This window comes from Anaeromassilibacillus sp. Marseille-P3371, from assembly GCF_900169665.1.
Taxonomy (GTDB): Bacteria; Bacillota; Clostridia; order Oscillospirales; family Acutalibacteraceae; genus Anaeromassilibacillus.
In genome coordinates, this window is sequence record NZ_LT835157.1 from 912930 (window position 1) to 914816 (window position 1887).

Genomic DNA, 1887 nt, shown 5'->3' on the forward strand with positions numbered 1-1887 from the left:
TGTATTCGGCAAGCCGGTAAATGGTGTCACCATTACCCCGAACCAAGAGAACCCGGGTAAAGCAACAGTCCATGTTGAAAAAGATGTCGCAGAGGGAACTCAGTTGCGCGTGATGGCGACGAACATCAATGGCAATGAGAATCTCACAGCAAAGACCTATGCAACCGTCGTTCCAGAGCCGGAAAAGACCCCGCGCGAAAAGCTGGAAGAACTGTATCTGGAAGCGACCAAAATTCACGACGCAGGCCAGGGCGAGTATCTGGAAGAGGCTTGGAATGCGTTCGAGTCCGCTTATGAGGCGGCAGGAGCAACGCTTGACAACGAGGCGGCGACGGACGACGAGCTGAGAAATGCAGCAGAGACTCTGCAAAATGCCATTGACGGCTTGACCGCAGAAGAGCCATCTGAGCATAAGCTGTTGGTTGAGTTCGACGACAATGTGACTTTGTGGGTCGACGGAGAGAAACCGCCCTATGCGGATAAGCTAGGCAGCTATACGGCAAATGTTATGGCAGGCGATGAAGTACAACTGACCTTTGCTCCGAGAGTGGACGGCAGAGAATTTGCAGCAGCCTCTGTGATTGTGAACGGTGAAGAGACAGCAATCGATATCGAGGCGCTGGAATCCACAAGAGCGATTGACTATGTGCTAAATATGCCGAATACGGAGACTACGGTGCAGTTCAAGAGCACGATTGTCAACAAGCTTTTGTTGCGAGACGCGATCCAGAGTGCAGAAAAGGCTATGAAAGGCGACGAGTACGCGACGATGGTGCCAAGCGCGAAGAAGCTCTTTGACGAGGCCTATGAGGCGGCAATCAAGGTAGAGGCGGACAGAACCGCATTGCAGGACGAGATCAATGAAGCATGGTTGAACATGACGGATGCCATGTTCTACCTGTCCTTTACCGCAGGAGACCGAGAGGGCCTGAAGGCGTTGTTGGATAGCCTGCCGGAACTGAATGAGGAAGACTTCACGCCGAACAGCTGGAGTGTCTATGAAAAGGCAAAAGCGGACGCAGAAGGGTTGGTAAACGACGAAGATGCTCTCGAGGTGGAGGTAGAGCCGGCGAAGCAGGCTTTGCGTGATGCAATCCAGGGCTTGACGATGCGGGCAGACACCAGCACACTGAAAACGCTGATCGCAAAGGGCAATGAGATTCTTACAGACCTGGACAGCTATGAGAGCAGCGAAGAAGTCAAAAAGGCCTTTACTGACGCGCTGAATGCGGCCGAGGGGATTCTGAACGATCCGAACGCGACGCAGGAAGAAGTGAACAGCATTGCGACCGAATTGACCATAGCGATGGCAAATCTGCGCAAGACGCCGGATAAGGAAGCGTTGGAAGCTCTGATCGCAAAGGGCGAACAGGTAAATGCGAACGACTATACAGCGGCAGATTATGCAGCGTTGCAGGCAGCGCTTCAGACAGCAAAGGTAGTTCTGGAAAAAGAAGATGCGACTTCCGAAGAGATTGAAAGCGCATACAATGCGTTGGAAGCGCGTATCCAGGCGACAAAGGGAGAAGAACCCACAAAGCCGGATAACGACCAGAATAGCGGAAACAAGAAACATACCAGCTCTTCCGGCTCGAAGAGCAGCGGGAACATCTATGGTTCCGCGGGCAGAGCAGTGGTGAATCCGACCGTCGCAGCGGCGCAGGGAGTTGTAGCCCAGGCGAGCGTATACAGCGATACGACGGTAAACTTCACATTGAAGAGAGGCGCAGCATACTGCTTCAAGATGACCGTGGTGAATGGAAACGGGCTGGTACCGAGCTTCACAGTGGGCAACGGAAGCGTTCTGAAGACACAGTTTGTGACGCAGATCGGCAATGACTACTACTATAGAGTTTATGCAGTTGGCACACCGGGCCAGAGTACGGG

1 protein-coding gene is annotated in these 1887 nt (G+C 53.0%); it reads left to right on the plus strand.

Features of this window, described 5'->3' with window-relative positions:
* The coding region (locus B9Y59_RS02890; RefSeq protein ID WP_198945586.1) for an FIVAR domain-containing protein at nucleotides 1-1887 on the plus strand (1887 nt) is incomplete at both ends.